This is a genomic window from Pelatocladus sp. (assembly GCF_059505505.1).
This window is the reverse complement of the sequence record NZ_JCACKS010000214.1, coordinates 1-23,215: the sequence shown is the minus strand read 5'-3', so window position 1 is coordinate 23,215 and position 23,215 is coordinate 1. Positions and strand designations below refer to the sequence as shown.

Sequence of the window (23,215 nt, the reverse complement as noted above, 5' to 3'; positions counted from 1 at the left end):
CTATATACAAGCGACAGATTTCGAGAATTTATCAAAGAATTTAGTGTTATCTTGGACAGTCTTGCTAATCGAAGCTCCTGCGGCCATAACACGCATCTCACGATTGATAGACCATGTGTAATCTAATTTGTCGAAAAATTGGCAGAGACTTGAGAAAAGGTGTTGGTGGTACTTCAAATTCAAATGTAAACCTTCGTGTTCGTGACAGAAGCACTTCTCTATCCAACAGAGCGCTTCTTGACTAGACATATCAAATAGAGGAGTTCTTAGTATCTTATAAACTAAGGGCATGACAAAGACTTTATCTGGAGAAAAACTTGCAACTGCTCCAGCAGACAGCCCATTGAGTATAGTAAGTTGCATCATGTAGATTGCCAAATTAGCCATGAATTTCTCATAAGATGTTGGTTTTGGAAAGTCTTTGTAGAGATCTTGAGCGATCAGATGAGAAGTTGTAGTGTGAAAAGATTCATCCAAGAAATGGTAATGAGAGACAGCCACAGGATCTGGGATAAACTCGCCTTTGTTCTCCAATAGCCGGAAGTATTGGGAACGAGGGTGTTCTGTTAGCTTAAGAATCATATTGGCGGTGAAACGTAAGGCATAATATTGAGATGCCAAGAAAGGCGTACTTCCCCAGTTGAAGCTGAATAACTGTCGCAGAGGTCCAGGTGACAAACGCCCACCCAGACCCTTCTGAATCACCTTGGACTCATTTCCTGCAAGGGGATTTCCACATATGACCTTACCTAGCAGGGTCATCTCTGTCATGTCACCAATCGTGCGAAAGGCATGAATGTGGTAGCGTTCCTGAGAAGTTTCAACATCCAGCTCATGGCACAAGGTATTGTAGTCACCTGCATTGTAAAAAACGCTGCTTGTAATCTGATTGTAAAGAATTGTATTAGTCTCGCTAGCAGCAGTAAGATTGTAACCTCCAACCCAAAAAATATGATTGAGAGCAATTTTTTGTGAGGAAGAAGCTGCTTCGTAAAGTGGAGTACCATACAAAATTGAAAGCTCAGGATCGCTCCAATAATAATCTCTGTGGTTGTTGTAATTAAAGTTTTGATCCAACTCTATTATTTTCTCGGTGTAATTAGACTCCCTGTTACGCCGATAGTTGATTTCTGTAAGTTTTAAATGCTTCTTGACATGTATATCGGATGTAGTCTGAGGTTGTTTTTTTGTATTTGATTCTTCAATGTTATCTATCATATGTCTGTGTTTATGAGTTCTATAAAATCAAATACTTTATGTACTATGAAATCCTTAAAAAATATCTAAACTGGCAGGCTATCGATAAGAATGTTACTCTTACTAACCTGCTCTGGAGTACCACTAAAGTTTTGCAAAGTTCCTGACTGGGAATCGAGTTTAGCTATCCAGCTGTCCACAGATCCAGCATTGATACCTCCAAAAGAACCCTCAGTAGTTCCTGTGATGTATACGTGACCAACGTTATCGAAGGTAACATTGGTAGCAGCATCAGACTTAGAGGTTCCAAACTGTTGAATCCACAACTGATTACCGTCACTGTCGTACTTAGCAACCCAAGCATCATCAGATCCAGCATTCTTTCCCCCCAAATTGTTGTCGGTATATCCTGCTAGGAATATATTGCCATTGTGATCTACTTTCATACTTGAGGAGGCTTCATCACCGTAAGTGCCAAACTGTTTTATCCACAACTGATTACCATTGCTATCATATTTGGCTATCCAAGCGTCATCAGATCCAGCATTCTTCCCCCTCAAACTACCCAATGTCCATCCTGTCATGTAGATATTACCCTGACCATCTGTATCAATTGCCTTGGGAAATTCATTATCCTTGGTGCCAAACTGTCGAATCCACTCTAATTGACCATTGTTGTTGTTCTTGGCAACCCAGACATCATACAGCCCTGCATTCTTTCCTCCCAAATCGCCCATAGTCCATCCTGTAGAGTAGATATTGCCATCATTACTGACGTCAATACCGTAAGCTTCGTCAAATTCTGAGGTACCAAACTTTTCAAACCACAGCTGGTTGCCATTACTGTCATATTTGGTTATCCAGACATCATCTGCGAAAACATCAGGCTGAAAAAAAAGTCCTTGTTTTTGTTGCCTGATAGTAAATCCTGAGAGGTAGACATTTTCATTGTCATCAATTGTCACATCAAAGGAAGCATCGATAAGTTCAGTCCCAAACTGTTGAATCCACTGCTGATTACCATTGCTGTCATACTTGCCCACCCAGACATCATAATTTTCTTGTCCCTGATTATTTCCTCCTAAATCGCCTTTGCTTATTCCCGCTAGATAGAAGTTACCTTCTTTATCGGTGGCAATACTAGTAGCTAAGTCAGCACTGGAAGTACCAAATTGTTGAATCCACTTCTGATTGCCATCATTGTCATACTTAGCCACCCAAGCATCATTAGAGCCAGCATTGACTCCTCCTAAAGAGCCGCTAGTCACTCCTGCTACATATAAATTGCCAAAAGTATCCGCAGCTGAACTTAGGGTTATGTCAACATCGGTAGTCCCCAATTGCTGAATCTTTGCTTGTGCAGGTCCAGGAGGTGGAGTATAACCCTCGTACTGGAAGTAGTCTCCTTCAAGACTCAAATGATGAATACCAGGTACAAGCCCAATGAGATCAGGTACAATTCCCTGCTGCCAAAATATTGCTGTTCCTGCGGGAGAATTAAGTAACTTGTAGTCCTTAGAAGTGCCGTGTAGCTGAATTTTATCCTGCCAGGGATTGAAGTCTAAAATTGAAGCAAATTGTTTTAAACCAAAGTCGATTTGATTGCCGTCGGTATAATATGGCTGTTGCCAATCACCAAGAACAAATCTATCGCCCCAGTGAAGTTGACTACCCTTTAGTGCCGCCATTAAGTCCGCATCACCCAAGATAACATCAATTTGTGGTTGAGCGGAATGATCACTACCAGGTTTTAAACCAACAAAGGTATCGTTCCCAGAACGACCCCACATGAGTTCACTGCTCTGGTTCTTGAAAAGCAAGTCACTGCCAGGTGTGTTTACATTTAATATCCTTACAAAATTGGCGTTGATATCGCTTTCCAATTTTGTCCATAGATTTTCCATCTGATTCCACCTGGAGCAGTACTTCAATCTCTGGATGATGAGCCAAGTCGTTTGTCAAAATAGCACCATTTCTTAACTTAAACTCATTATTATTAATGAGTGGCAATAAACATGACAGACGACTGACTAGAGTCGCTGTGCAGCACAAATTAGACCACTGTCAGGAGCATATAAGCATATGAAAATCTAGCACTTTCAGGAATAAAGCAAAATATTTTATTACCTTGTTCAAGTTTTCCTGATGACATCAATTCTTCCAACATAACAAAGATAGAGGCAGAGCCTGTATTACCCTTGTATGTTAGGTTAGTAAACCACTTGTCAAACGGAATCTCAAATCCAATTGCCACTAACTCATCGTAGAGTGACTGCTTAAAATGTTCTGATGAGTAATGAGGTAAATACCAAGTGAGATCATCTGATTTCAGGTTATGTTTGTCTCGGACTTGTGCTAAACCTTTTTGAATTGCATAGGGAACCACATTTTCACCTAGCAGTTTTACATCCTGTTTTAAGGCAATATAATTTTCTTTCCAGACTTCATCTGGATTTTCAACATCCCGCAAGCCTTTTAAAGAACCATCGGCTCTCTTCACGGCTCCAGCATACATACAAGTCTCTAGCTCATTGGCAAAAGAGATAATATCAACCCAGTCTACCCTAAATGAAATACCATTTTGATGAGGTGTATCTGTGATTAGCACTGCTGCTGCTGCATCAGAAAGCATCCACCTCAAAAAATCCTTCTCAAAAGCTATGATCGGTTTTGCTTCCAACTCCTGAATTTTAGCTTCTATTTCTGGTTGAAAGAACTTCGCTCTAAATTGGTTTGACACAAGTTCTGAACCTGTGGTTACAGCATTTTTTGTCAACCCGGAATAAACGCTCATATATCCATACTTAAAAGCGGTCATTCCAGAGCAGCAGACTCCACTTGTTGATATAACTTCACAAGGGGGACACCCAAGCTCCCCATGCACCATCAGACCATGGTTAGGAACAATCTGATCCGGAGAAGATGTCCCACAAACTAAACACTCTATTTCCTGTAAAGGAAAATTAGAATTTTTGGAAAGAGTACGCACTGCTTTTGCTGTTAATTGTGCATTAGTATGAGTTTGCTTACCAGTCTTAGGATCTATTGCATAATATCTAGATTTGATACCGTTGTTTTTGAGGATTCGATTTTTGCACCGAGAGGGTTTTTCATTGATGAACCCAAGAACGTTTTCTATTTCGTCATTATTCACCGGTTCATTAGGTAGAAAAACTCCTAAACCTGTAATGTATGCTGAAGCCATAATTTACCTCAAATAAACTAATAGGACTCAAAAAATTCAATTCTTGTTAACTCTTATTTCACCCCAGTTGGTGATTTCAAACGCTCAAGATAAAATGCTATTTTTTGATTAATCAAGGAAGCAAAAAGAAATTGCATGAGCGTAGAAAATAAGAGAAGAGTAGGAATAGCAAATAGGAGTTGAACCGCAAATAAACAGATAATTGGTATTCTGCTCCAGCTTCCCTGCTTACCAAAAAAACGAGCAATCTTGGCCCATGGATGATATAGTAATCGCCCAATTAATTCCGGGATAACATAACGTTGATTCACTTCAACAGCCCCTAGTCCTTTAAGCATTGGCTGATGAGAATAATCACTTAATACATCGATATTGTTGGCTAAACGCTTGCCAAACCTTGATAGTGCATAGATGTCTTCATCTGTAACCCCCGCAGCAGGGAATATTCCCAAAAATTTGTTTTTTTTCCCAGTAAATAATAGCCGGGGAGTAGTGATGAAGGTAGCTAAAGGTGGTCCTTGGTGAGTCAAAACCACATTGTCGATATGAATACCTCCGACTTCAGCAATCATTCTCTTCATAATTTCTGAGGCGGAGTGCCACATATTTCGACAAACTACTAAAGTGATAACTTTTGTATCCTTCAAAACTTTTGCATACTTGGATTTCAAAAATCCTTGAATTGGTAAAGATGGTGCTAAAAACCAAACCTGATAAGCAAGAATAACTAAATCGAATTTATCATCTTGACTAAATTTCGGTGGAGAGATTTCTGGAGGCTCCTCGTTCACACATTCTGGAAAAACATCAAAAAACTTATATAAGCTCCAAGGAGAAGGATAATCATCTCTTGGTTTAATACACTCCCAGATAAGCTCGACTTCTGGTATATCAAGATACTTGGTAAAAGATTTAGCTGCGCTAGTCACATCCCCTGATTGTGAGTAATAAACTACCAATACACGTTTCATGACTGTAATTGGAAAAATGATTGTAGGTCGATACAAATCAAGCTAACTAGCTAGTACTTCACCACATTAATTATGAGGAGTTATAGATCCTCGGCTTCTTTAATAAATCGAGGAACTGAGCATCCACAACTTATCAAAACTGCCAATTTACTTAGGAAAAGTTATTACATAAATGGCAGAAAAATGTGTAATTTCTATTTCGGCTGATACTGAATGTAGTTAGCTGGCATTTGTAATCCTTGGATTTGCAAACTCTGCATTCGGAATAAAAATGCAGTTCCTCTCATAATATGGTTAGCAACATCAACCACTCTCCGATTATTTGGTTCAGCGAGATAAGTAGCTTTGGCCCAGTCATTAAAACTACCCATTGCTGGACCACACCAAATTTGATAATCCATTTCTCGACCTTTTTCCCCCAAGTTAGACCAGCGAGATGATAATCCAAGATACCAACGGAAAATTAGAGCCATCTTCAATTTAGGGTTGTTGGCAGCCTTGATTAATTTATCAGGATTTCTTTGAGATAAATAGGCTGCTGTTTCCTTCCAAATAACTTCCAAATTTTTTCTAAAAACTTGTTTTTCTAGTTTATCTTTTTCTTCAAATGGGATGTCTTCAATGGAATCATATGTTTTGTATAAATCTAGTAATTTTTGCGCCCGTAGAGGAAAGAAACTTCCTCTTTTTAAAACTTGAAGTTTGACTCCCATTTCAAACATATCTGCTGCTGGAGCCATCATCACATCAGCCATCTCGGCTTGAGCCAATAATTGTTTTGTATGTTGAGAAGTTCCAGCTTCAACACAAGATTGATTAATAGAACCAGTAACAACATAGGCAGCGCCCATCATAAAAGCAGCTAATGCCGATTGGGGAGTTGCAATTCCTCCTGCTGCTCCAACTCGAACAGGTCTTTGGTAACAGTATTTGTTTTGAATTTCATCTCTCAATTCTAAAATTGAGGGTAAGAGGCAAACTAGAGGACGATTATCTGTATGACCACCAGAATCTGCTTCTACGGTGATATCATCTGCCATTGGAACTTGTTCAGCTAGTTTTGCTTGTAATTCGCTAATCAGACCTTGTTCAACTAATTGCTTGAGAATTTTTGTAGGAGCAGGCTGAAGAAATTTACTTGCAACTTCTGTGCGAGAAATTTTGGCAATTACTTTATTTTTGATTTCGATTTGATTAGCTGCATTTAAACTAAGCCCAGAAGCTCGATAGTAGACGATGTTGTCAGTTAAATCTAGGAATGCAGAAGCTTCTATGGTTCTCACTTGATATTTGAGATACAAATCAACAGCACTACGTTCAATCGCAGGTTCGCTTGGGCTGTGGAGTAAGTTAAAAACGTAAGGGCCTTCTGGTAGAGCTTGTTGAATACGCTTAATAGCTGCTTCGACACGAGAAGGAGCTAGTCCTCCTGCACCAAATGAGCTTAAAATTCTTTCTTGGCCAAGAGCAATGACTAGTTCTTCAGAAGCAATACCATGAGCCATCGCACCAGTCATATAGGCATATTTAACATTGTAAAAATCCAAGAAATTGCGATCGCCTAACTGTTGAATAGCTAGAGGTGGAACAGCTATGAGCATTTCCACTTTTCCTGTTTGTCCATTGGAATGATACAAGTAACCTTCGTTGGTTACACCAATTTCATCATCTAGTCTAATAATGTAACAAGGTTTCTCTAAATTCAGTAGCTTAGTTTTTATAGCTTCCTGATCAAAAGAGACAGAATCTAAAGCACCTTGCCAAACTTGATTTTGCTTGCGACTAAACTCTGAAAAATTTAGATAATTTTGATTTTTAGGTATTACAGTGTTTAAAATACTCACGTTATTAGCCCTCTAGTTTATGAAAATAAGAAGTAGTAATGCCCAGCTTTATATCTTTACAGAAACGTAAACTTGAAACTAGGTGTTTTTTGGTTCCGCAATTATTTAGCAGCTTGTGCATAACTTATAAATCTTCTATGAGTGATGTTTGCTATGAAAAATATGCTGTAAACAATCTAACTGAAGGTGAATAATAGCACTTATTTGAAGCAATGATTCTTGTCGTATTTCTAAAAAATTACTGTGAGATTTGGTAATACGAGAAGTGTTTTCACTGAGATTTTGATATAAATTCTTTCGGAAATTTATCATACGCTCTTGCTGAACAGAAGTATGAATGCTTGAACTATAAGCAGAGAAGTATTGAGAATTTTCATCCTGTATCGTATTCACATTTGAATTTTGTGATTTTTCTGCAAATTCAAAACTTTTTACAGAATTGTGCTTAAAACAATGATCCAAACGTTCAAACTCTTTAAAATCCAGTATGTTATACTGTCGTTTTTCTTCACCATTAATCGAAATACCTGAAACTGTATCTTGGAATTTTTTTTTGTCTGTATTGTTTAATGATGCAATGTTCAATTCATTGCCGTTCCAAGTTATAGTTTTAAGCTTAGATTGACTTTTTATATTATTTTCTTGAACTTGAGAATATAGTGAGGACAAGTCCATTTTTACCCTATGACTGAGGAGCTTTACTAATGCTTTAACAATACAAGTATGCTCGTCTATCCCTCTCTTATTTAGAGAAACCATCATGTGTTCTTTTTGCTTGAGGTTTCCACTAATCCATCTTGAGCAGTTATTTCCAGCACCAACTTCAATAAATATTCTGGCGCCGTCGTCCCAGACGCGCTGAACTAGCCGAGGGAAATCAAGCTGTTGAACAAGCACTTTGGCAATATTGTGTCCAATAGAATCACTGTTAAGAGTAATAGGTTTGTATTCTGCGGCAGAATAAAAAACGGTATTTGGTACGTTTTGAATAGGTAAGGTATTTAGTTTAACAAGTGCATCGTATTCAGAACGTATTGGCTCACAATGAATTACATGATTGAAAGGAGCATTGAAAGCATCACAATTTAGAGTTTTAATCACCCTTTGACAGGCTTTTGTATCACCAGCGATCGCCACTTCTTCTGGAGTATTGATGAGAGTTAAGTACACATTCTCCTCATGTCTAAGAACTTCTCGAACGCGAGAAACTGGACACATGAGAACGTACGTACTCCAGAACTCTTTACCTTCACTATCCTGTTCCTGGGGTAATTCCCAATATTTGCGAACTGCATTTTTAGGGCCGGACAACTGTGTTTTAAACAAAGCAGATGAACTCAAGCCTTCACTACCTTCGTGAAAGTGTGTCCAGATACCCTGAGAAAGCATCATACTCGTTTCACCCAAGCTATACCCAAAGGCAAATTGGGGCTGTAGTTGGAAATAATTTCTCAGAATAGCAGTCAATAGTCCAGCAACGCCAACCTCAGATTCGAGCATTGCAACTGGATCATCTATCAATTGCTGTTCCAACTTTTCTAAGTGCCTTGTTGATAATTTGTTCAGACTTCTGGGATAGAGAATTTTTTCTATATTGTTGACACGAGTGTAAACGCTTTTGATGATTGGATCTTCATAAATTTTGGGAAACAAGCGGAAGAGATTGCGGGCAATTCCAAGATAAGAACTGTAAGCACCAGGATAAACGAAAGCAACACTACCTTTGTTACCCAATGGTTTGGGCGTAAAATAGCTACCTACAGGTGTTTGCCAGTCTTTACCTGTATTGAAAGCATCTGCAACACCTTTAAGAGCGCGCTGAATTTCCCGCGTCAATTCTTGTTGATTACGTCCGAGAATTGCCAGTGCATAAGTGGCATTTTGACGCTGTTGAAAAGCTTTAAAAGTAATGCTTGCAGCAGCAAATAGAGAAGAGGAATTGGCAATTGTTTGTTCTAGGGAACCGATCTGCTCTAATAATGTAGAACAATCCTCAGCTGCGATCGCAAAAAGATAAAAAGGCATTTGCTCTAAATATCTGCTGCTACGATGTATCTGAGTTGCTTCCTCCGATAAAATTAAATGTGCGTAACTGCCATCTATCTCCATACTGTTAATGGCAGCAATTCTTTTAGTAGCTCCTTTCTCTAAAAACCAAGGCTTTGATTCAGGAGCAACATAAAACGGACTATTCTGCCAGATTTGCGGCATTTTGGGAGCAGACCAGTGAGGAACACCAGGAATGTAACGGTGATACAAACAGAGTGCTGTTTTAATTAAACTGACTATTCCTGATGCAGCAGAGGTATGACCAATGTTGGCTTTGACACTACCAATCGCACAACACAGATCAGGCTCAGAAGTCTGATAAGCTCGAATCAAACCTAGCATTTCTGACTCATCTTGCTGAGGAACCCCACTGGCAAAAACTTCTAGATAGCCAATGTCCTTGGGTTTAATACCTGCCAAATCAAAAGCAAGTTGACATACTTGCGTGACTGCTTTTGAGTCAGGAATCGCGTGAGAAGAAGAATTATCCTTCAAGATATTGAGAGCATCAACTACCGCATAGATACGGTCATTGTCTTGTTGTGCTGTTTTGTGGAGCTTCAATACTACGGCGGCTGCACCTTCGCCTAGCATCCAACCATTAACATTCTGGTCATAACTTAAAGTATTAACACCTGTGTTGGATTTTGCCGTTTGATTTTGCACTAAAACACTAAGGCTATTCTCAGCTAGCTCGACAGCACCAACAACAACAGCATCTACTTCTCGAATTGCAAGTAGCTTTTTTGCAACCTCCAAAGCTTTGAATATAGAATGTTGTTCGGCAACTAGTGTGAATAAAGGATCTGCAAAATTCCAGAGATTGGAAATAGTGTCTTTCGCTTCTGGTTTAAGAATACGAAGAGAAAGTTCTGTTGCGGCGACAATAATAACTGCCACCCTGCTTCCTTTGTTTAATTTTACATCTTTGAGCGCATTGTCAGCAACCTTAAGCATCAACAGTTCTTGAGGTTTGAATTTGTCTTCTTCAGATGCTAATTTAAAATCCAAAAAATCTATTTCAAAATCTTTGATATACGCTCCTAAAGGTGCAAATTCAGTGTCAAAATTATTGTTTTTGAGCAAAATATCTTGGTTTTTAACTTCTTGCCATCTCTCATAAGGAAAGTTAGTAAAGTGTTGATTTGCTTCATAAATACTGCGTTCAAAAGCATCTAATCCTTGACAACCACCTAAAAAGCAATCCATACCGACAATGGCTACTTTAGGATTTTTAATTTGTTCATAGTTTTCCATTATTTAATCTCTAGCTATGTATTTTTTGGAGATAAATTAGGATGGAGAGACAAGGACTCACAAATATCTCCTTGTCCTTTTTTATCCTTCTAATCTTTAAATCTTCTGGGTAAAATAGTTCCTTTTGCTCCAATCATGCGATTATATACTTTCCCTTGAATATCATGTGCAATCACATCAGCAGTCACAGATGATTCTGTCTTCAATTTTACTTCGCAAGAAACGTAAAAGGGTTTATCAAATGGTATAGGTGCGAACTGTTCAAAAGTTTTAATTTCTGATGGTAAACAACCTTGCTGATGAAAATATTGCGTCCAAAGCCAAAGTGCATGAACTTGAACATCTGCAATATAGGGATTAAAAGTTTTTACAGGAAATTGCCCTTGTTTTCTTTCCTCAACATTTGACAAAGCACATTCTAGAGTTATTTTTTCAGAGCTAGCATTTAAGATAGTTTTTACACCCTGAAAAGAAGCTCCATGAAATAAGCTTGATGCCCCGTTTTGATAAAGTGATTTATTAGAACCGAGTGTTATTTCTTCCCTTTTTAAATTAAGCGAATCATAATTAGGAGAAACTGGAATTTTCTGCTTAATCTTTAGCTGGCTGCTGAAATGATAACGAGTTTTCCCTTCTAGATTCTTACTCCATATTTTAGCATCAAACTGTATCTCATCAACATCGTTTTTAGAAATTTCTTGCAAATCTAAAATGTATTCAGTTGGCTGAGTTTTATCAAAAACAATTCCTTTCAAAACTTTGAAGTTTGAGCAACTAAAGATTTTGTAGCCAGGATAAAGTTGTTCACAGGTATTAGCAATCCATGTGAGAGCGCAAGTAGCAGGTAAAACTGGACGGCCAGCAATGACATGATCTTGTAAAAATGGATTGGCTGCTAAGATTAATCGGCGCTGGATACGATATTTTTTCAGATCTGGGTTGGACGACTGAGGTATGTACACTAAGGGACTACCTATTACTACTTGGGTAGTTTGTTGATTTACTGGTGCTAGTTCATTAACTAACATCTGAGTTCCAAGTTCTATAGGAATAGTCTCTATGCTTCTTTCGGCAAAAGCTTTCTTCAATTCTGGTGTTACCATGCCACTATCCCAAGGTCCCCAATTAATTGCAACGACATGACAATTTGGATAGTTGCGTTTAACAAGATGAGCGGACTTGTTGAGAATTTCATTGGCGATCGCATAATCTGACTGACCAATATTCCCGTAAAAACCAACTACCGAGGAAAATAACACTAAATAATTAAGTTGGCTAGGTGACACGCAATGTAGCATGTTTTCCAGACCTGCAACTTTGGCAGCATAAACAATTTCAAAATCCCGTTCTGATTTATTTTCAATTCGCTTATCTGCTAGATTACCAGCCCCATGAATAATTCCGGTTACTTCACCTAAACGCTCAACTGCTGTAGCAACTTGCTCTTGAAGTTGTGTTGCATCGGTGATATCTACGCTCAGATATTCCGCTTGTCCACCAGCTTTCTCAATTGCTCGTAGCGTTGCTTGAATTTCTCGTCTAGATGAAATACCCTTGTACTTTTTCTGCACCATTGCAGGTGTAGGCTTTTCTCCTCTGGCGATAAAATCATCCATAATCCGCTTTTTCAATTCCCCTTCTGTCGAGCAGCCTTCAGCCCACACAGGTTCAGGATCTACAGGCGAACGCCCTAGCAGAATGAACTTGCATTGATAACACTGCGCCAGCTTGATGACACATTCAGCTGTGATTCCCCTTGCACCACCACTGACAAGAAAAACTTGGGATTGGGGATTGAGAGAATGAGAAGAGGAGACAGACAAGGGAGAAAAAATGTCCTCTGTGTCCCCATATCCTCCGTGTCCTCCATGTCCTCCATGTCCCCATCTCTCCGGCTTGCACACTAACGTTGTTCGTCCTTGTGAGCTATATCCAACTTCAGCAATTAACCGATTGGGATCATGAAGTTCGTTAAGGATATACTGTACTGATGTTTGAGTATTTATATCGGGACTTAGATCAATTGCACGGCAAAATACAGTTTCCCATTCCTGATTCAGGCTTTTGGTTAGTCCAAATAATCCGCTACTAATGGCACCAAAATTAGTTTTACAGCCTAGCCCAAACTGGCCATCAAGACGAGCAACGCTAAGGAAGCAACTGCATCCTTGAGATGCTGCTTGATTGAGTGATGTTTTGAGGTGTTTGGCGATGAGAAAAACGTGACGCAGAAGTGCTTTCTCAGTTTCCAAGTAACGGACGTGATTACTTGTATCATCATGGCTATCAGGATTGAGATGGATAAAAGCAGCAATTTGACCATACTGAGAAGCGATCGCTTCTAACTGATGTTGCAAATGCTCCTCGCTCAAATTTGCCAGCACAACCCGATTGATTCCTTCTGGTAAAGGTAATTGATCTGCAATTAAGGTTTTAGGAAAACTCAACACAACTACTTTCCAATCACCCTGTAAAAGAGCTAGAGCTAGTTCTGAAGTCATGGGGGTGCCATCATCAGTAAGCAAGGCGATATACTTCTCAGGTAAGGAAAAATCTAATATATCTGGTTCAGGAAGGAATTTGAGATGAACTGAACTGCGGAGAATATTATGATTTACTTCAGATTGCTGGTTGCAAGGCTCGGCTAGAAGTGTTTTTTTTTCCAGCACATTAGCCTGTTGTTTCATATAGTCAACGATTTGACTAAGAGTACGTAATTCTCCCAGTTCTTCAGGATTGGGCTTAGGCAAATCTGGGCATAATTCTAATAGCCCTCCCAAAATCTCAACTCGTTTAATGGAATCAATACCTAAATCTGCCTCCATATCCATTGACAGCTCCAACATTTCAACTGGATAGCCTGTCTTTTCACTAACTACGTTTAGCAGAATTTGACTGAGATCAGTTAAATCGGAGGAGGAAACTGGTGAAGTTGCTTCTTCGGAAGTAGTAAAAGTGAGGGGAACTGCGGAAGAAATTATTTGTATATTTTCACTCTTCGCGTCTTTTGTTCCCCGCGTCCCCACGTCACTTACTTCGCTGCTCTTAGCCTCATTCCAAGCAACTTCTTGTGCTGTCTTCCCAGGTGCAGATTCAACGTCAGTACTTCCTGGAAGCAGAGTCCGCAAATATTCTACGATTTGACCAAGGCTACGTCGTTTTTCTAGTTCTTCGAGATTGGGTTTGGACAAATATGGGTATAATTCCAGTAATGATCCCAGAATTTCAACTCTTTTAACGGCATCAATTCCCAAGTCCACCTCTATATCCATCGACAGTTCCAGCATTCCTACCGGATAGCCCGTCTTTTCACTGACTATGTTTAGTAGAGTCTGAATAAAGGTGGGTTCATCAATGGTTATAGGTAATGACGGCACATCTGAAGTTGGAATGACAAGAGTATCAGAGGTTTTTACGGAGATTGCTTTTGTGTCGTTACTAGTGCTATTGTAAGTACCATTGCTAACACCATTACTCACACCATTGCTTGTGCCATTGACTAAAACAGGCTCAAAGTTAGTTATAAAGCTGTGAGTGGGTACAGCAACAGATGTGGTAGTTCTATCATTGACTGCAACTGGAGCAACAGAAGTATGTTCATCACTAACAATAGATGTCGTTTCTGATGGCAATACTGTGGGCTGTTCCGTGTTTATGGTAGCAAGTAGCTGACTGTAATGTTGCTGGAGCAATTGGAAAAACTTTTTGGTTTGTTCTGTTTGATGGTTTAGATATTGCTCGTGGACACGCAGTGTTTCACCATGATGTTCGTGAAAGCGCATGATGCTGCGCTCAGAGTAGGAGAGGGCTATTTGTTTGGTTTCCGCATCTTGGTGAGGGAATTGATCATTTACCAGCAAAGAATTCTGTTGCTGCATCAGTTGGAAAAAGGTTTTGGTATATTCCGTTTGATGCTTCAAAGATTGTTCATGAACATGTAAGGCGTCACGTTGATTGCGATTGAATTCTATGAGGCTATATTCTAAACTATCTAAAACTAGTTGATAATTTTGAGTAAGTTCTGGACTTGTTTGCATTTGTGCTTTAGGAGTTGCTTGAGGGTATTTGTTTAGATCAGAAGATTTTTCTGGTTTATTACCGTTTGCAACTGGTGTGGACTCGCTGCGGTGTGTATTGACAGGTTGGGAGATGGGCGTCTGATCTGTCTTTTGAATAGGGGATGTAGACAGAGTATTTACCTCAGAGGATTTATCTTTTGTGTGTGGGAGATTAACTTGATGTCCGTTGTGCAAAGCTTTTTCAAAAGCCTGTTTTCTTTTTTCTGAGATGTAGTTAGAACCATTTAGCTGGACAATCAGCTGCTTATTGTTTTTTACTTCTGGTGTTTTCTGCTCAAGTTGGTAGAGATCGGGGTTTTTTAAAGATAAGCCAGCGACACGTAATTGCATAACAGCTTCTCGAAAACAGCGATCGCTATCTTTTTGATAACTGCCATTCAAAGCCACAGCTAAATGAGGTTGATCACAGAGGATATCTTTGACTAATTTAGTCAGAATGCCTTTAGGGCCAAACTCTATGAAACAATAGCCACCTTGAGCGTAAATATTTTCAATCTCTTGCTTAAAATGTACCTGATTAATCAGGTGTTGTTTCAGGATTTTTTGAATCGCTTGTGGTTCTTGCGGGTAACACTTTCCTGTCACATTAGTATACACAGGCATTATTGGCTCGTTGAAATGAATTCCCTCAATTGCTTGAGTAAAGGGTTTTTGAGCATGAGTTACCAATGGTGTATGAAAAGCTGCTGAAACAGGCAGCAAAACGGTAGAATAAGCCTTAGCTTTCAGTTGCTCCTGTACTTGGCTGATCTCAGCTTTCGCTCCTGCCAACACCACTTGATTTGGAGAATTCAAGTTAGCGATCGTCACTAGAGGGAAGTTCTTGATGATTTCTTCAACTTGACTGACATCACCTTTAACTGCCAGCATAGCTCCTGCATCAAACTCAGGATCGTTTGGTGCAGCCATCGCTTGACCCCTGGCTTTAACCAGGAAAAAGTAATCTTCCTCACTGAGAACACCCGCAGCCCACAAAGCCGTCAATTCTCCAAAGCTGTGTCCGACGAGAAAATCTGGCTTGAATCCTCCCTGTTGTAATAGCTTATACAGACCAACGCTGAAAGCTCCAATTGCTGCTTGTGCATATTCTGTCTTTTGCAATGCTTCAACTTGTGACTGTTTTTGAGCTTGATCAAAAACAGGGCGAGGGAAAACTATTTCTGAAACGGGTTTGAGACCATCTTTGCAGAAAAGGTTATCTATCTGACTATAGGTCTGTCGCAAGCAAGGAAAGTTGATGACAAGTTCTCGACCCATTTCCAGGTATTGAGAACCTTGACCAGAAAACAAGGCAACTACTTTGCCTTCAGTTGGCAGATTCGTTTTGCGATAATAAATTCCTTGAGGATGCTCCCAAGATTCCGCTTGTGACTTATTGGTGAGCAAGTCAATACTGATCTGCAATAATTTGCAAGCCTCAGTCAAAGATTCGGCGACAAATCCTACTCTAGCATTTGTGGCAGGAATTTCTGATGATTGACACGTTGCAATTAGTTGTGCATAACTTCTTTCTTTTTCTGGAGATTGCAACTGACCCAAAATTTCTTGACAGCGTGATCTTAACTGCTCAGGTGTTGATGCAAATAACAGTACTGATTGGGGGGTGTTATGTAAACGATAAGGGCGATCGTGTTCACTAGAGTATTCTTCTAAGACAATGTGGTAATTTGTGCCACCAAAACCAAAGGAACTCACTCCTGCACGTCTTGGCACTTCTCCTTGAGAGCAAATCCAAGGCCTAGTTTCTGTATTCAAATACAATGGTGAGTTTTCAAGACCTAGTTTAGGATGTGGTTGAGTGATATTAATGGTTGCTGGCAATACTTTGTGGTGTAAAGCTAATGCTGTTTTGATTAGACTTGCAGCACCCGCAGCAGCTTTTGCATGTCCAATCTGTGATTTGACACTTCCAAGTGCAATATGTTGTGTTCGGGAATTGTTTTCGCTAAAAACTTCTTTGAGAGCTGTAAATTCGGTGGGATCTCCAACCATGGTACCTGTGCCGTGTGCTTCAATTAAACCAACACTGGTAGGTGAAAATCCTGCATCTTCATAAGCACGATGCAAAGCTCTGACTTGACCTTCTGGGCGAGGTGCATAAATGCTTTTATAGCGACCATCACTGGAGGCGCCAATACCTTTGATCACTGCATAAATTCGGTCATTATCCCTAATTGCGTCTTCCAAGCGTTTCAACACCAACATACCAATACCTTCAGCCAACATCATGCCATCTGATTGAGCATCAAAAGGTTTGGTGTTCTGGCTTGGGGAAACAGCAGGTGTTTTGCTAAAACACATATAGGCAACAATTGAGTTGTCAGTGTCAACTCCACCAGTGAGCATCATGTCGGCTCGATGATCGACTAGTTCACTAATTGACATTGCTAATGCTCCTAATGAACTGGCACAAGCAGCATCGACTACACAGTTCATTCCTCCCAAATCTAGGCGGTTGGCAATTCGCCCAGAAACTATGTTTGCTAACATACCGGGAAAAGCGTTCTCTTCCCATGGCACATATGCACTTTTGATTTTCTCGATAATTTTTTGCGTATCTTGGTCAGATAAGCCACTACTTTTTAAGACTTTTTCCCATATGGGATACTCTAATCTAGTAGCCAATGGCATTGCTAACTGTCTTGCTAGGGCTACACCCAAAATCACCCCAGTACGCTCTCGGTTAAATTGTCTTGTTTCGCCATAGCCTGCATCTTCGATTGCTGCTTTTGCAACAACTAAACCCAGTAACTGGGAAACATCTGTAACTTCCAAAAGATTTGGAGGAAGTCCAAATTCCATTGGGTTGAATTCGATTTCGGGGATGAATCCACCACGTTTGCAGTAAGTTTTGTCAGGGGCTTTGGGGTTAGGATCATAGTAATCCTCAATATTCCAGCGCGATGGAGGAACATCAGTAATACAATCAACTTGGCGAATAATTTTTTCCCAATATTCCCGTAAATTTTTAGATTGCGGGAAAATAGAAGCCATTCCAATAATAGCAACAGGATTTTGTTGCAATCTTCTATTGATCTTATGAGTTTCAGTTGCATTTGCAGACATCATTTTTTTAACCTGTATCAGTTTGTGCAAAGCCTTTTCACAATTGCTTACTTCTTTTTGTAACTGTGCAAAGTCAACTTCAATTCTAGAAGCAGCCATGGCTTAATTTTCATTATTTACTTGGAGAATATAGGGAAATAGCCAAGATTTATATGCTCTATACAAAATAATCTTGAAGTAATAGTTAGGAGAGCAATCATTGATTATCTTTACAGAGCGAGTTAGAATTCATATCTTTAAGGCTGCTACATAAGTCTTGAAATAGCTTTATTTTGGATTACTTCATCGAAAGAAGTTAATCCAATTAGTTTATTTTAGTCATATCATCCATGACTCTTGCTGCTTATTCTAGACTGCTTACTTCTGTGTAGCAACTTATATGCAACAAACCAACTATTGGGATATGAAATTCTAATGAAGTGTTTTCTGTAAGGTAATTGTCAATTCATATATAGGATTCCTATTGAGCTTTTAACCCGAATTAAGTACAGTTTAGGTTTCATATTTAGAGTTAAGATCTCCCTAGCTCAACTACTAAGTTAATCAAACAAAAAGGATTCCTATAACTACATTAGTGATCATTCATTCGTTGTTGATAATTTGATACATTATGGAGCAATTATGCCACAGTTTAAACGTAGTTCTATTCTGAATCAGCATTACTACTTTTTTTTCTAGATTCTGTCTTTTCTTCAGCAGCAGTTAATAGCCGTCGTTCAAGTTCACTAATACTAATTCCAAGCTCAGAAGCGGTTTTGGTTTTCCATTCTTCCAGTTCAGAATCGTGTTGATTGAGCCATTCATGCACTGCGATACGTGCCATTTCAGCTTTACGAGCTGTCTGGCGGGCTGCATGAAAAATTAGCCGCTGGTGATCAAATCTGGTTAATGAGAGCATGAATCGCTGTAGTTTCATTCTCTTGAGGACGCGAACAACTTTAGCCACATCACCTATGTCCAACTTTTAATTACACTATCTCATCTACCAAGAGTTTATCTTCCAAAATTGCATATAAATTGTATATTCCTTCTTTTGAAGGTCATGTTAATGCCATAAAAATCCGAGAATCAGGCAAAAAATAAAAGAAAATAAGTTATTTTTCATACTGAATTATAAAGTTAGCTTCCATTCTTTATTCTGAGAATATGTAATTTATGAGTTTGGATTCAAATTATATGTACTATTTATTACTATTTGTTTATACTGTTGAAGCATCTCCTTCTAAGTTCTTTTTATCAGAAGAGTGAAATGGGATAGTTATACGCAGATTAATGTATCAAAATTATTAGTATAAACATCTACTATAAAAAAATGGCATTTTAAAAATATATTGTACGAGTCTAGATTTTATATAAATTTTATATTGTTATTTCAATCACAAATAAATGATACAAATTATTCTGCTTGATGATAGATGAATTAATTACGTTTTTCACTAAATTCTACTAATATATTTGCTTGCGAAGAGATGCTTATTACTCTTCATGTTAATAATTTACTTGCGATTATTTTTTCTTTTTAAAGTTGTTGCATAGGAGTTGCATTTGAGTATCAAAAAGACTATGGTTGGTGATTAAATTGAATAAAGATTTAACTCCGTACAGGAGGTAATGGCATTGAACATATTTACTACCTTAATAACTCTATTTCCTCATCTACCATTAGATATGATTACCACCTTGTGACATTCAGCTTTTACTTGATTAGAATTCCACGAAACTAAACGGAGTTGCTGGCATGAGACTATCTGAGCTAGATCCACTCATACCACTATCTAACTTAAGAGAAGAGCTCCTCAAATTGCCAAAAGGCTACTGTTTTTATGAACAAGAACTTATAGAGTTTTTATCGAGACGACGATGGCCTGAAAACAATCGCCGTATTGATCGAACAACTTTTTGGCGATGGAGAAATGATAATGGAATTGAGCATCAGAAAGTATTTAGTCGATTAGATCTTTTAAAACTCTGTCAGATCTGCGATCACTATCGTATAGATGGAACTCGCAGCGAATACTTAGACATTATGAAAAGGAAAAAAGAGGTGTGCTAAATCAATAAATAAGTACAAATTTGAAGACATAAATTCCTGATTGGTTGTTACTGCTACAGAGTGATGGATATTTTTTCTATAATCCATCCTCTGATAGCAACAATAAAATCCGAAATTATCAGCCAATCTGATCCACTTTACTTTCTACTATTTATATGACTGTAGAGCAGAGATATTGCCATTCGTCTCTCTTAAATTACATGAATAATTGCAAGAGAGTAGTATCCTTAACTAGCAAAACATAAATCATGGTGCAAAAACAAAGGCAGCCAATTACGATACCTATAAATCAGTTGCCTATAATTTTAGCAATTGCTATGGCTGTAGGTATCGGTGCAATTTCTCTCTACGGCCTTTCTAGATTTAGACCAAAGTCTGCAAATAATGATTCAGCTACCCCAATTAATTCCCCTACTATTACTAGTGTTGCCGCTCTTGGACGTTTAGAACCTCAAGGAGAAGTGATTAATTTGTCTGCTCCTAATTCCCAAGGTGGTGTGCAAGTCGCAAAACTGCTTGTAGACAAAGGAGATAAAGTGCGTAAAGGTCAAGCAGTTGCACTTCTTGACAATTTTTATGTCCGTCTTGCAGCCTTAGAAAATGCGAAACAACAAATTTTGGTTGCCCAAGCTAGTCTCAATCAGGTAAAAGCAGGAGCCAAAGCAGGAGATATAGCTGCCCAAAAGGCGACTATTGCTCGCCTAGAAGCTGAGTTAGATGGAGAAATATCTACACAACAAGCAAGCATAGCTCGCTTACAGGCAGAATTACGTAATGCCAAAAGTGAAAATCAACGATATCAGATGTTGTACAAACAGGGAGCCATTTCAGCATCAGATGCAGATGCTAAACGCTTGAGAATGGATACTGTCCAACAACAGCTCAATGAGGCAAAAGCTAATCGAAGCCGTACAGTAGACACTCTTCAAAAACAGTTAAGTGAGGCTAGAGCTAGGCTGGAAAGTATTGCTGAAGTCCGTCCTACCGATGTACAAGCAGCTCAAGCTGAGGTTGAGAAGGCAAAAACAGCAGTAGTACAGGCTCGTGCTGATCTGGATCTAAGCATAGTGCGATCGCCTGTAGATGGGCAAATCATCAAAATTTATACTTGGCCTGGAGAAATTATCGGCAATCAAGGAATTGCTCAGATCGGTTACACAGACCAAATGTATGTGGTAGCAGAAGTCTATGAAACTGATATTAAAAAAGTACATCTAGGTCAGTTGGCAATTATTAGTAGCGATGCTTTTTCCGGCAAATTGCAAGGAACAGTAACAGATATAGGCTTACAAGTTACCCAACAAAATATCTTTAGTAACAATCCAGGAGCAGATACAGATAACAAAGTAGTTGATGTCAAAATTCGTATCAATAATCCAAAAGATAATGAACGAGTTGCAGCCCTGACTAACTTACAAGTAGAAGTACTTATTAATCTTGGACAATCTCAATAATAAATACTTTTTTGAGCAGAGAAAATCTGAATAAATTTTTTGAGGATTTTCTTCCAAAAAATTGCATTTTTAATCTCAATTTTGAGGTTTACAAGATGATTAACAATATACCTGTAGCCTGGCTACAACTAGCTCGACAAAAACTTCGCTTTGTAGTAGCTTTAGCTGGTATTACGTTTGTTGCTGTTTTGATGTTCATGCAAATTGGCTTTCAAGATGCTCTCTATGATAGTGCTACGCAAGTGCAGAAAAACTTAGCAGGAGATTTATTTATAATAAGTTCTCAATATAAATCTTTAACCTCAAATCAAAGTTTTCCACGTGTTCGTTTATATCAAGCATTAGGGTTTGATGATATAAAGTCAGTCATGCCTGTATACGTTCAATTTGCTAAACTCAAAAATCCAATTAATGGTCGTAAGTTCCCAATCTACGTGCTGGGTTTTGACCCAGCAGAATCTGTTTTTAAATTACCAGATGTTGAGAGTAATATAAATCTTCTCAAACGTCCTAATGTAGTTTTATTTGATCGTGGTTCTCGCTCAGAATTTGGACCAATCGCGGAAAATTTTGAGCAACAAGAATCTGTCAGAATTGAAATATTTGGATATAATTCAACAATTGGCTACAAAGTTAAAGTCGGTGGCTTGTTTAAGCTTGGTCCTTCCTTTGGAGTTGATGGAAATTTAATGATTAGTTACTCAACTTTCATCAAGGTATTTAGAGACCGTACTGCTGATTATATAGATATAGGATTACTTACTCTCAAACCCAGTGCTGATCACCAAAAAGTTTTAGCAAGTTTGTCAGATCACTTACCCAAAGATGTGAAAATTTTAACGCGTCAGGGTTTTATTGATTTTGAAAAAAACTATTGGAGTCTAAGAACACCTATTGGATTTGTATTTAATCTTATGGTAATCATGGGATTTATTGTTGGTGTAGTTGTTGTTTATCAAATACTTTATAGTAATATATCTAATCACTTAGCTGAATATGCAACATTAAAAGCAATGGGATTTAAAAATAAATATTTGCTAGGTGTAGTTTTTCAACAGGCTGTAATTTTAGCAATCGTAGGCTATATCCCTGGCATCATTATATCTATTGGTCTATATAATTTGGCAAAAAATGCTACTCAGTTACCAGTAATTATGAGTTACGATAAGGCATTAATAATCTTATTTTCTACACTCTTAATGTGTTTAACTTCGGCATTTTTATCAACAAATAAATTGCGTTCTGTAGATCCAGCAGACATTTTCTAATTTAATCACATAACATAATAAATTCATGTTTCAACAAGAAATTGTTGTTTCCGTTGAAAATATCAATCACTACTTCGGTCAAAAATCATTACGAAGCCAGATTTTATTTGACATTAATTTAGTTATAAAATCTGGAGAAATTGTAATTATGTCTGGCCCATCTGGTTCAGGAAAAACGACTTTATTAACTTTGATTGGTGGTTTGCGATCTGTCCAAGAAGGGAGCCTTAAATTTATAGATTGGGAGTTACATGGGGCTAGTAATGAGAAGTTAGTGCAAATACGACGTCAGATTGGCTATATTTTTCAAGCTCACAACTTGCTGGATTTCTTAACAGCCCGCCAGAATGTCCAAATGTCACTTGAACTACAAAAAAATCTTTCTTATCGACAGGCTCGTCTGAAATCAGAAGCGATGCTTCATGCTGTTAAATTGGGACATCGAGTTAATTATTATCCTACCCACCTTTCGGGAGGTCAAAAGCAACGTGTAGCCATTGCCCGTGCTTTGGTGAGTCAGCCCAAATTAGTTTTAGCAGATGAACCAACTGCTGCCTTAGACAGTAAATCAGGTCGAGAAGTTGTAGAAATAATGCAGCTACTGGCTAAGGAACAGCAATGTGCTATTTTAATGGTGACTCATGACAATCGAGTTCTAGACATAGCAGATAAAATCATCCACATAGAAGATGGTCGGATAATTAAAGAAGATTTGTTTTAACTATTTCGCCTTATATCCCGGCGCTATAACGGTACTCCGTTTAGCGCCGGG

At 38.5% G+C, this 23,215-nt stretch carries 12 protein-coding genes; 4 read left to right on the top strand and 8 right to left on the bottom strand.

The annotated features are described in order from the left end of the window. The 8 genes from AC5JMK_RS18770 to AC5JMK_RS18735 form a co-directional block, all read right to left on the bottom strand. A complete protein-coding gene (locus AC5JMK_RS18770) occupies positions 1-1,218 on the bottom strand; it encodes a hypothetical protein (protein ID WP_096674813.1) in 1,218 nt (405 codons plus the stop codon). A 65-nt stretch (positions 1,219-1,283) separates the two neighbouring features. Further along, a complete protein-coding gene (locus AC5JMK_RS18765; protein WP_096674811.1) occupies positions 1,284-3,101 on the bottom strand; it encodes an SBBP repeat-containing protein in 1,818 nt (605 codons plus the stop codon). Between the two features lie 149 nt (positions 3,102-3,250). Then, positions 3,251-4,402: a beta-ketoacyl-ACP synthase III gene (locus tag AC5JMK_RS18760; RefSeq protein ID WP_096674809.1), complete on the bottom strand. Its 1,152-nt coding sequence runs from the start codon at positions 4,400-4,402 to the stop codon at positions 3,251-3,253. A gap of 53 nt (positions 4,403-4,455) precedes the next feature. Further along, positions 4,456-5,373 (bottom strand): hypothetical protein, encoded by a 918-nt coding sequence (locus tag AC5JMK_RS18755; RefSeq protein ID WP_096678784.1) that lies wholly within the window; start codon positions 5,371-5,373, stop codon positions 4,456-4,458. 194 nt (positions 5,374-5,567) lie between these two features. Beyond that, on the bottom strand, positions 5,568-7,196 hold the full coding sequence (locus tag AC5JMK_RS18750; protein WP_495910790.1) for a PfaD family polyunsaturated fatty acid/polyketide biosynthesis protein: 1,629 nt from the start codon (positions 7,194-7,196) through the stop codon (positions 5,568-5,570). 156 nt (positions 7,197-7,352) lie between these two features. After that, the gene (locus AC5JMK_RS18745; protein ID WP_495910784.1) at positions 7,353-10,523 is read right to left on the bottom strand and encodes a PfaB family protein; all 3,171 of its coding nucleotides are present in this window, start codon (positions 10,521-10,523) and stop codon (positions 7,353-7,355) included. A gap of 89 nt (positions 10,524-10,612) precedes the next feature. After that, on the bottom strand, positions 10,613-17,767 hold the full coding sequence (locus AC5JMK_RS18740) for an SDR family NAD(P)-dependent oxidoreductase (RefSeq protein WP_495910783.1): 7,155 nt from the start codon (positions 17,765-17,767) through the stop codon (positions 10,613-10,615). 544 nt (positions 17,768-18,311) lie between these two features. Beyond that, positions 18,312-18,566: a hypothetical protein gene (locus AC5JMK_RS18735; protein ID WP_096678782.1), complete on the bottom strand. Its 255-nt coding sequence runs from the start codon at positions 18,564-18,566 to the stop codon at positions 18,312-18,314. 840 nt (positions 18,567-19,406) lie between these two features. Between AC5JMK_RS18735 and AC5JMK_RS18730 the strand changes: the two genes are divergently transcribed. The 4 genes from AC5JMK_RS18730 to AC5JMK_RS18715 all read left to right on the top strand — a co-directional run bounded on the left by AC5JMK_RS18730 (position 19,407) and on the right by AC5JMK_RS18715 (position 23,164). Then, positions 19,407-19,721 carry a hypothetical protein gene (locus AC5JMK_RS18730; RefSeq protein ID WP_016864395.1) on the top strand — a complete coding sequence of 105 codons (315 nt, stop codon included), beginning with the start codon at positions 19,407-19,409 and terminating at the stop codon, positions 19,719-19,721. A 248-nt stretch (positions 19,722-19,969) separates the two neighbouring features. Next, positions 19,970-21,175 carry an ABC exporter membrane fusion protein gene (locus AC5JMK_RS18725; RefSeq protein WP_096674801.1) on the top strand — a complete coding sequence of 402 codons (1,206 nt, stop codon included), beginning with the start codon at positions 19,970-19,972 and terminating at the stop codon, positions 21,173-21,175. A 95-nt stretch (positions 21,176-21,270) separates the two neighbouring features. Next, on the top strand, positions 21,271-22,443 hold the full coding sequence (gene devC / locus AC5JMK_RS18720) for an ABC transporter permease DevC (RefSeq protein WP_495910782.1): 1,173 nt from the start codon (positions 21,271-21,273) through the stop codon (positions 22,441-22,443). Positions 22,444-22,468: 25 nt separating this feature from the next. Next, positions 22,469-23,164 carry a DevA family ABC transporter ATP-binding protein gene (locus AC5JMK_RS18715; RefSeq protein WP_495910781.1) on the top strand — a complete coding sequence of 232 codons (696 nt, stop codon included), beginning with the start codon at positions 22,469-22,471 and terminating at the stop codon, positions 23,162-23,164. Positions 23,165-23,215 lie beyond the last annotated feature (51 nt).

Excerpts from the sequence above, each read along its gene's own strand:
- AC5JMK_RS18770 (WP_096674813.1), bottom strand. The coding sequence starts at position 1,218 with ATGATAGATAACATTGAAGAATCAAATACAAAAAAACAACCTCAGACT.
- AC5JMK_RS18760 (WP_096674809.1), bottom strand. The coding sequence starts at position 4,402 with ATGGCTTCAGCATACATTACAGGTTTAGGAGTTTTTCTACCTAATGAA.
- AC5JMK_RS18725 (WP_096674801.1), top strand. The coding sequence starts at position 19,970 with ATGGTGCAAAAACAAAGGCAGCCAATTACGATACCTATAAATCAGTTG.
- AC5JMK_RS18740 (WP_495910783.1), bottom strand. The coding sequence starts at position 17,767 with ATGGCTGCTTCTAGAATTGAAGTTGACTTTGCACAGTTACAAAAAGAA.
- AC5JMK_RS18715 (WP_495910781.1), top strand. The coding sequence starts at position 22,469 with ATGTTTCAACAAGAAATTGTTGTTTCCGTTGAAAATATCAATCACTAC.
- AC5JMK_RS18735 (WP_096678782.1), bottom strand. The coding sequence starts at position 18,566 with ATGCTCTCATTAACCAGATTTGATCACCAGCGGCTAATTTTTCATGCA.
- AC5JMK_RS18765 (WP_096674811.1), bottom strand. The coding sequence starts at position 3,101 with ATGGAAAATCTATGGACAAAATTGGAAAGCGATATCAACGCCAATTTT.
- AC5JMK_RS18745 (WP_495910784.1), bottom strand. The coding sequence starts at position 10,523 with ATGGAAAACTATGAACAAATTAAAAATCCTAAAGTAGCCATTGTCGGT.
- devC (WP_495910782.1), top strand. The coding sequence starts at position 21,271 with ATGATTAACAATATACCTGTAGCCTGGCTACAACTAGCTCGACAAAAA.
- AC5JMK_RS18730 (WP_016864395.1), top strand. The coding sequence starts at position 19,407 with ATGAGACTATCTGAGCTAGATCCACTCATACCACTATCTAACTTAAGA.
- AC5JMK_RS18755 (WP_096678784.1), bottom strand. The coding sequence starts at position 5,373 with ATGAAACGTGTATTGGTAGTTTATTACTCACAATCAGGGGATGTGACT.